The sequence below is a fragment of the Staphylococcus sp. ZWU0021 genome (assembly GCF_000798895.1).
In the GTDB taxonomy this organism is placed as follows: Bacteria; Bacillota; Bacilli; order Staphylococcales; family Staphylococcaceae; genus Staphylococcus; species Staphylococcus saprophyticus.
The window spans coordinates 7,008-14,384 of sequence record NZ_JTLN01000011.1 but is presented as its reverse complement, the minus strand read 5'-3'; the positions used below and the strand labels follow the sequence as shown (position 1 = coordinate 14,384).

At 29.2% G+C, this 7,377-nt stretch carries 7 protein-coding genes and 2 pseudogenes; 5 read left to right on the top strand and 4 right to left on the bottom strand.

Annotated elements, in window-relative coordinates; all coding sequences use genetic code 11:
- A partial coding sequence (locus L987_RS03820; RefSeq protein WP_047503094.1) for an orotidine 5'-phosphate decarboxylase / HUMPS family protein occupies positions 1-280 on the bottom strand: 280 nt, incomplete at its 3' end.
- A 162-nt stretch (positions 281-442) separates the two neighbouring features.
- Between L987_RS03820 and L987_RS03815 the strand changes: the two are divergent.
- Positions 443-757 (top strand): annotated as a pseudogene (locus tag L987_RS03815) (arsenate reductase/protein-tyrosine-phosphatase family protein); the annotation flags it as partial.
- A gap of 327 nt (positions 758-1,084) precedes the next feature.
- Here the strand turns inward: L987_RS03815 and L987_RS03810 are convergent.
- The gene (locus tag L987_RS03810; protein WP_047503090.1) at positions 1,085-2,098 is read right to left on the bottom strand and encodes a zinc-dependent alcohol dehydrogenase family protein; all 1,014 of its coding nucleotides are present in this window, start codon (positions 2,096-2,098) and stop codon (positions 1,085-1,087) included.
- 345 nt (positions 2,099-2,443) lie between these two features.
- On the opposite strand from L987_RS03810, the gene L987_RS03805 reads away from it, so the two are divergent.
- From L987_RS03805 to L987_RS14340, 3 genes and pseudogenes are all read left to right on the top strand, one after another.
- Entirely contained in the window at positions 2,444-2,902 is a 459-nt protein-coding gene (locus L987_RS03805; protein ID WP_047503088.1) for a MarR family winged helix-turn-helix transcriptional regulator, read from the top strand.
- A complete protein-coding gene (locus L987_RS03800) occupies positions 2,889-4,232 on the top strand; it encodes a dihydrolipoyl dehydrogenase family protein (RefSeq protein ID WP_014287285.1) in 1,344 nt (447 codons plus the stop codon). Before L987_RS03805 ends, L987_RS03800 begins: the two co-directional genes overlap by 14 nt.
- Positions 4,233-4,259: 27 nt before the next feature.
- A pseudogene (locus tag L987_RS14340) lies at positions 4,260-4,595 on the top strand (glutathione peroxidase).
- A gap of 428 nt (positions 4,596-5,023) precedes the next feature.
- Here the strand turns inward: L987_RS14340 and L987_RS13660 are convergent.
- Positions 5,024-5,119, bottom strand: coding sequence for a type I toxin-antitoxin system Fst family toxin (locus L987_RS13660; RefSeq protein WP_014287283.1), 96 nt, complete (start codon positions 5,117-5,119; stop codon positions 5,024-5,026).
- A gap of 463 nt (positions 5,120-5,582) precedes the next feature.
- Between L987_RS13660 and L987_RS03795 the strand changes: the two genes are divergently transcribed.
- Positions 5,583-5,900, top strand: a complete 318-nt coding sequence (locus L987_RS03795; protein WP_231558572.1) for a hypothetical protein — start codon at positions 5,583-5,585, stop codon at positions 5,898-5,900.
- A gap of 1,338 nt (positions 5,901-7,238) precedes the next feature.
- Here the strand turns inward: L987_RS03795 and L987_RS14380 are convergent.
- Positions 7,239-7,367: an Hsp20 family protein gene (locus L987_RS14380; protein WP_411848122.1), complete on the bottom strand. Its 129-nt coding sequence runs from the start codon at positions 7,365-7,367 to the stop codon at positions 7,239-7,241.
- Positions 7,368-7,377 lie beyond the last annotated feature (10 nt).

The window sequence follows — 7,377 nt, the reverse complement described above, 5'->3', positions numbered from 1 at the left end:
CTTTAATTGATGCATCTTCTGCAACGCCTAAAATTGTTACTATGTCTGCACCAAATTTAATTGCTTGGCTTACTTCGTAGTCGGCAGCATCCATAATTTTTAAGTCTGCAAGTACTTTTACGTCTTCAATATTATCATTTAAGTGTTGAACCGCTGGTAAACCTTCATTTATAACGATTGGTGTACCAATTTCTACGATATCTACATAATCTTTAACTTTATTCGCAAGTATTGTTGCTTCCTCTTTATTTAATAAATCAATTGCTAATTGTAATTCCATTAAAACTCCCTCCTATCTATCTTTTACATTATAATTATGGTATTATTTACGACAAATAACAATACTGACATTTTTGTCACTATAAAAACCAAAGATGTTGTGTTGTTAATTTAATATAATAATAAAGAATTTTATATACCCAAATATTTAGCTTTTCTATAATTGGTAGAAGATTGGAATGTCTATTCTGCTGGTATTGAAACACATGGTGTTAATCCTAAAGCAATAGAAGCTATGAAAGAAGTAGATATTGATATATCAAACCATACGTCAGACTTGATTGATAATGATATTTTAAAACAATCAGATTTGGTCGTGACGTTATGTAGCGATGCAGACGATAATTGTCCTATTTTACCACCAAACGTTAAAAAAGAGCATTGGGGTTTTGATGATCCAGCAGGTAAAGAATGGTCAGAATTTCAACGTGTTAGAGACGAGATTAAATTAGCTATAGAAAATTTTAAATTGAGATAATAATAAACACCTCTTATTAACTAAATAAGGGGTGTTTTGCCATTTAAAGAACAAAATTTGTGCCATATAACTCCAAAACTGACATAAAATTAAGAGGTTTTTCTTGAAAATTTAAGTCTATAAACTTGTACTATAATCAATGTATCGAAAATATCAAAAATCGTGAGTTTTCAGACGATGAGAGACGTGCTTATTTGCATCGTGTCATTTTAATTGCTCTATGGTAATTATATTACCTGATAAATTAGACATTTTTAATATTAAAAAATCCTTCCTTTGTATAAAGGAAGGATTACATAAAATAATTATTAATATAGAAGACAGGGCCTATTTATTAAAATCTATAACAATTTTACCAAACGCGCCTTTCATTTGATGTTCATATGCTTCTTTTGCTTGGTCAAATGAATAAACCGTATCAATTACAGGATCTATATTTATTTGATCTAAAGCTTTATTGAAATCTTCAAATGCTCTATGGTGTCCTAGATTGATACCTTGGATTCTTGCTTGTTTAGCAAGTAATGCGAATAAATTAACATTTGCTTCCATATTTTCAAGAAATCCAACAACATATATATGCCCTTGAAAAGCTAAAGCATCTATAGATTTAGCAATACTTGACCCACCAACCACTTCTACAATATGTTCTACACCTTTACCATTTGTTAATTTTTGCACTTCTTTTTCCCAATCAGGGTGTGTTTTGTAGTTGATTACTTTAGAAGCGCCAAGTTCTTTGGCTTTTTCTAATTTTTCGTCACTGCTACTTGTTGCAATAACTTCTGCTCCTAATGCTGATGCTATTTGAATTGCAAATATAGAAACGCCACCTGTGCCTTGAACAAGAACTTTATCACCTGCTTTAATATTTCCATACTCAACTAATGAGAACCAATTCACAAATGCTGCTACTGGCAAAGTTGACGATTGATTATCTGTAAGTGTTTCAGGAGATAATACAGCTGCATTTTCATTCAATACCATGTATTCTGAAAGTCCACCATCTACTGTAGCACCTAAGGCATGTGATTGTTCATCGCTTTTAGGTTTTCCATCTAGCCACTTGGTAAACATATGTGAAGTAACACGATCACCTTTTTTAAATTTGGTAACTTTTGAGCCGATTTCTACAACTATTCCTGAAGCATCTGAAACAGGAATAAACGGAAATTTTAATAATTCAGGCGTATATATACCTTCGACAATTGCAGTATCTCGATAATTAAGTGAGACAGAGTTAACTTTAATTAAAATTTGATCTTCTGCAATTTCGGGTTTCTCTAGTTCAACTTGTTTAAGGTTATCTAAACCAAAATTTTCTAATTGCCATGCTTTCACTATTAAAACTCCTTTTTATTAGTATTATGGAAAAATTTACAAAACACTCAAATCGTCATATCGTTAAACGACGATATATAAGTATGAAAAAAGAACTAAATTATAGTTCTTTTTTCAATTACTTTACGTATATTTTTAATGACTTGTTCATTCCTCTTTTAAATAATACCCTGAAACCATAAGTTTTACGCACTATTTTTAAAATCGAAATCAATTTGCACAATTGATGAAAAATTTTAAAAGTTAGTAATCAATTAAACAAACGTATGTGGTTCATTATAAGTTTGTTCAATTGATTAATCGTTTGCGATTGATTATTCTTTAATGAGAATAGGAGTGATTAAATTGATTGATGATGAAATGAAATTGGCACACCAGCTATGCTTTTCTGCTTATAATGTTAACAAATTATTCAGCAAATTTTATGAAAAGCAATTAAGTCAATTCGGTTTAACTTTTTCTCAATATCTAGTGCTATTAACATTATGGGAAGAGAACCCTCAAACTTTATTATCCATTGGTAAAAAGTTGAATCTAGCAAGTAATACCCTAAGCCCATTACTAAAAAGACTTGAGAAAGCTGGCTGGGTTCAAAGAAATAGAGATGAAAGCGATAAACGTAACCTTATCATAACTTTAACGATAAAAGGTCTAAATGAGCAAGAAGCAGTACATGAAGCTATTGCTAAATGCATTTCGTCACAATTTGATGTAGATGAATATATGAAAGCCAAAAGTATTATGGATAATTTAGAAGAAACGTTGAAAACTATTACAAAGGATGATCCAAATGAAACAATATGATGTTGTATTTTTAGGTAGTGGACACGCAGCTTGGCATAGTGCGCTGACTTTAAACAAAGCGGGGAAATCGGTTGCTATTGTCGAAAAAGATCGTATAGCAGGTACTTGTACAAACTATGGGTGCAATGCCAAAATTTTATTGGAAAACCCTTATGAAGTACTAGAGCAAGCTTCACACTATCCCAACATAATTAATACTGAAGCATTATCAGTGAATTGGGAAAACCTTATGTCTTATAAACATAAAATCATTGACCCTATGGCAAATACTTTGAAAGGTTTATTTGAACAACAAGGTATTGATATTATTGAAGGGGCAGGAAAATTATTAGATGAGCATCACCTCGTAGTAGATGGCGAACAATATTACGGTGAAAACATAGTTATTGCAACAGGTCAACACAGCAATAAGTTAGATATTGAAGGGTCTGAATATACACACGATAGTAGAGACTTCTTATCCTTAGAGCAAATGCCAAATAGTATCACATTTATAGGTGTAGGTATTATTAGTATTGAATTTGCTAGCATAACAATTAAATCTGGTGTAGAAACTCATATGATTCATGTTGACGATGAACCGCTCAAAGGTTTTTATTCAGCACATATTGCTAAATTAATGGATAAATTGGCAACAGAAGGAGTTCAATTCCATATGAATGAAAATACTACTGTAATTAAAGAGCAAGGTGACAATTATACTGTATCAACAGAATCAGGATTAGAGATTACTACTAACTATGTGTTAGATGCTACTGGACGTAGACCAAATGTCAACGGTATTGGACTTGAAGAAGCTGGCGTTAATTTCACTACTCGAGGTATACAGGTAGATGAATATTTACGTACAAATATCCCTAATATTTATGCTAGTGGTGATGTGTTAGATAAAGTAATTCCCAAATTAACACCTACTGCAACATTTGAATCTAACTATATTGCTGCGCATATTTTGGGTATGGATAAAAATCCTATTACCTATCCTGCAATACCTTCAGTTTTATATACACTACCAAGATTGTCTAATATTGGAGTTTCTGTAGATGAAGCTAATACTAGTGAGGACTATAAAGTGATAGATATTCCTTTTGGTAAACAAATGGTGTTTGAATACAAAAATGAAACTGAAGCTGAAATGACAATTGTATTAAATAATGATAAACAATTAGTGGGAGCTGCTATATATGCTGATGATGCACCAGATTTAGTTAATTTATTAACTTTCATTGTAAACCAAAAATTAACGGCTCAAGATTTAAATAAAATGATCTTTGCTTTTCCTGGATCATCAAGTGGCGTTATAGATCAATTAAAATTAGCAATGTTATAAAAGGAGTGCTATAAAACAACTAGTAATATTTATGATATACAAGTTGTTAACAAAGATGGTAGTAGGTATTAAGTATTATATTAGTTAATACTGCCACAAAATGTGGCTTAAGTGGTCAATTTGAAGAATTAGAAGAATATTACCAAAAATATAAAGAGCAAGGGCTAATTATACTTGGATTTCCTTGTAATCAATTTGCTAAACAAAAACCAGGTACTGATGACCAAATAGCTAAAATATGGAAAGAAAATCAAATGGAATTTCACAAAATTTATTATTGCTAAAGATGGTAATGTAGTAAAAAAACTTGCTCCCAAAGACAGTCCTAAAAAAGTAGAAACTTTATTTCAGAATTTATTATAACTAAGCATTATTAATTGAAATGACACAATAATATAGCGTTTAATATCTAATTATGTTACTAGTAAACATATCCACAATCCTACTGAATAGAACGAAAAAAGCACAATACAAAGCTAAAGTTGATAAAAATGTACTGAAGCTATTACAATCAATAAAATAATAGAAATTTCATTATCTGATTCTATTGTTGATTTACTCCATTAATTTGTTTTAAAAGATTTTCATCCTGTGATGTAAATTAACTTTATTGATCATAATCACTCCTATTTTTAAATATATTGCATCCACATAACCTAAACAGATAAAACTACTTTGCATTCCTACCAATTATAGTGTTATAATGCAATCAACAAAGATTATCAGGCATGTATGCACCAAACCCCCTTACTATGGCCGTAGTAAGGGGGTTTTTTGGTGTGACTAGTCGCCTATTCGTCATTACGCTTGCGTAGCCAATGCGCAAATAGCGCAACGAGACAACCACTTGCTGCTGTGGTCATGATGTTCACAAAGATTTCAGACATCGCGTATGCACCTCCTCTCTACGTCAAATTGACGCCTGAGAGATAGGCGACTCCATTATTATACCATCTGTAAATATATAAGCATATGCACTTCCGATAAGTTGAATTATGTCAGCTCAAAGATAAAATAAATATACTTATTTTAGTAAAAATAAGTTTTCACTTTCTTCTCACATACTACTCTATTATCACTACATCCCTTTTTAATTCTTTTTCATAGACTTTCCTAATTTAAAATACTACAAGTAGAAAATAGAAGTGTATATTAAATATCTTTAAAATTAGAAAGGATGTTGAAATTATATATTATTAAAAAATCTATCATGTTTTTACATGATTTTAGGATAAATTGTAGCGTTAATAGAACAAAACTAGTCTGATAAAAGTAATCTCTTGAATATTTATAACCAATGTGAGTATATTATTAAAAAACTTGTAAATATTTGAAAAGAATGGATTGAAAATGCCGAAAGAAAAAATAACTAGAGAAGAACTTGGAAAGCAAATGATGGAAACTACTATAATAAAATCAAATATAAAAAAAGTAAAAAGCCCTTCGAATGATCAATATGAAAGTCTTAGATCAAGAACATCTATTAAAATACATAGAGATTTCAAACCATCATTTGATGAATTAGTAGCAGAAGAACGTGAAAATAAAATAGATTTTGTAGATGCATTATTAGTATTTTATGCTCAAGAAAAGCATCCAGAGATTTTAGAAGCCTTTAAAAACCAGGAATTAAAAACGCAAAAAAATGAAAAAGCAAAATATCTATAAATAATGTAGTATTTATTCTCACTATTCATTTGTCTACAATGTTCCTTTATAAGCAGTAAATAATGCATAAAGAAAGATACGTTTAAATGAAAATGAGGCAATACACATCTAAAATACAAAGCGATTAACAGAAATAATTAATCTGTTAATCGCTTTGTTTACTTACTCAAAGAAATCATAAATTAATGATTTCTGAAAAAGGAACCCTTACTCTTTCTTCAATTTATATAAATTAGAACACGTTTGCACATAATCAAATATCAAAAATGATTTTAAAAATAAGAGATTAAAAAATCATTAGTGAATAAACTTCTAATTCTTTATACCAAAATAGCTCCTTATAAATTTAAGTATCAATTAATAACACAAATTCATTTTCTATAACTACTTAAATTTCGTTTTTGGTGTTTCATTTTGTCAAAAATGGCTTATTCTATCAGAATAAAAGTTCAAAATTCTTTATTCTACTAGAATAAAAGGGTCTCTGAAGCCCTTTAAATAGGCTTTATCTATAGGATTAGGGTTCACATTAACAATGCCATTCGTAATTTATAGAATAAAAATTACTTAATGCATTTTTGTCTAATATAAATACGCTATAAATACTGTTATAATAGTATTTATATAGAGAGCAAATGACGAAGGAATGGTAAGAAAAATACATCAGCTATGCTGATTGACACGTCAGTGGCATTGTATTTCCTTATGCTCTTATTTTTTATTCTGCTTTCAGCATAAAAAATAAATAATTTGTACAAAAGTTAAATGAATAAAAATGATTTTTTCGCTATCATAATGACTCATTCTTTTCGTACCAAATCACTCAAGTTTATCTTTTTCTATTATTATTTGTTTAATGATGTCCATTAAACATGTCTGTTATTTCATTTTATTTAAAGACGATACGATGATTTAATCATTTGAAAATGAACTTTTAAAATATAGAAAAGCAATTTATTATAACGATTCTGATCCTACACGTTTTCCAAAATCAATTTCTTCTTCGTTATATTTACCCCCATTTAAATAAAACTCTTGTATTTCTTCTTTAATTGATTTTTCATTTTCCAATATCTTATATCTCCAAAATTTCAAAATATTGTATGACTTATATACTTCGTTTCAATATTTATATATTCCTTTTAATTTAAGTATATGATATGCATCACTTTTTCCAATCACTCTATTTACTATATACTAAAAATAACTATAACAGTTTATAAATTAAAGTTGGGTTATTTCTATATAGTAACAAGACAAGAAGAAACTCGTTTTCAACTCGTTTCTTAAAAATATAAAAAAGAGATGTGAAAATATTTTCACATCTCTTTTTTTATATTAATTGATATCTATAACTTTTCTTTGACTATTTTCTGTTTTTGGTAAATCTACAGATAAAATACCATCTTCAAATTTAGCCTCAATATTATCTTCATCTATATTATTAAGTGAATACATTCTCTTCACGTTACTATAA

What these genes read in the sequence shown, in the direction of transcription:
- L987_RS03800 (WP_014287285.1), top strand. Translation starts at nt 2,889, where the DNA reads ATGAAACAATATGATGTTGTATTTTTAGGTAGTGGACACGCAGCTTGG.
- L987_RS03795 (WP_231558572.1), top strand. Translation starts at nt 5,583, where the DNA reads ATGCCGAAAGAAAAAATAACTAGAGAAGAACTTGGAAAGCAAATGATG.
- L987_RS13660 (WP_014287283.1), bottom strand. Translation starts at nt 5,119, where the DNA reads ATGTCTGAAATCTTTGTGAACATCATGACCACAGCAGCAAGTGGTTGT.